At 68.3% G+C, this 1,235-nt stretch carries 1 protein-coding gene; it reads right to left on the reverse strand.

The annotated features are described in order from the left end of the window. Positions 1-562 (reverse strand): transposase (locus AC069R_RS27120; protein ID WP_478769475.1); only part of this gene is annotated, 562 nt, incomplete at its 3' end. Positions 563-1,235: the final 673 nt, after the last annotated feature.

Genomic DNA, 1,235 nt, shown 5'->3' on the forward strand with positions numbered 1-1,235 from the left:
GCGCCGCCACCCTCACCAGCCAGTCCCCGGCTTCCTCGGCGAGCTGATTCAGTGCCGCACGCAGGGTCTCGACCACGAACTCCAGCCGGTTCAGGTCCCTGGTCGCGGCCAGCACATGGGTGGCGTCGGTTCGCTGTCGCCTGCCCGGCTTGACCAGGCCCGCCTCACCGGCCGCCCGCAGCACCGCGTCGAACACTTCCCGGCCGGCGTCGCCGTCGACCAGCCGGCCACGGAACCCGCTGAGCACGGAGAAATCGAATCCGGTATCGGTCAGCTCCAGCGACAAGGCGTACTTCCAGTCCAGACGCGAGCGGACCGCGTGCGCGGCCTGCCGGTCGGTCAGTCCTTCCGCGAACTGCAACACCGACACCAGCGCCAGCCTGGCCGGCGAGACCGCCGGGCGCCCCCGGACCGGGAACAGCTCCCCGAACTGGGCATCGGCAAAGACCGGCCCGAGCGCATCCCGCACCCGCATCGCCAGACACCCCTTCGGGAACACCGCACGCGCCACCCGCACGGTCTCCTCGGGGATCTCCGCCAACTCCACACCACGCAACGACACGAACCCACCCCTGAACACGACTACGGCCTGCACCACCCCAACGGGATCGTGCAGGCCGTAGTCACGAAGACCCTTGCGGAATTAACCAACAGCATCCCTGGGTGGGAGGGGCCCGTACCTGTGCGCGGTGTACGACTCGCTCGTCAGCCGAACACCTTCATCTCGATCTCGACGCGTGCGATGTGCACCCCGGTCTCCTGGCGGAGTCGATGTGCGGCCCACGTCACGGCGTCCTCCAAGCAGGCGCTGCCACCGTGCAGGGGAAGCACACGCCGTCCGGGTCCTGCTCCCACCCGATCTCGCCGCTGGCGAGCACGTCCGAGTTGCAGAACAGGTCGGACTGCTCAGCAGTGGGCCGCACCTCGGGATACAGGGTGAACCACCACTCACGCACAGCAGATCACGAACCCCCACCGATGGCCGTTCTGATCCCTTGTGACTTTCAGGCCGGCCCGTTCCGCCCGCTTCAGCGCCGCCTCGATGTCGGCCTTGGGGTGCCTGTTCCCCTTCATGCGATTACCGCCATACCCGTTTAACGGACGGGGCCCTCCCCGGACACGCCCTCTCGCGAGGTATGGCCGCACACACCGGAACGGGCCCCTCCGACTCGTGCGAAGAGGCCCGTTGCGGTGTGCGGTGTGTCAGACGCTCTCGCGAGAGGCGAACTGGACGA

It is taken from the genome of Streptomyces sp. NPDC043952 (assembly GCF_056435325.1).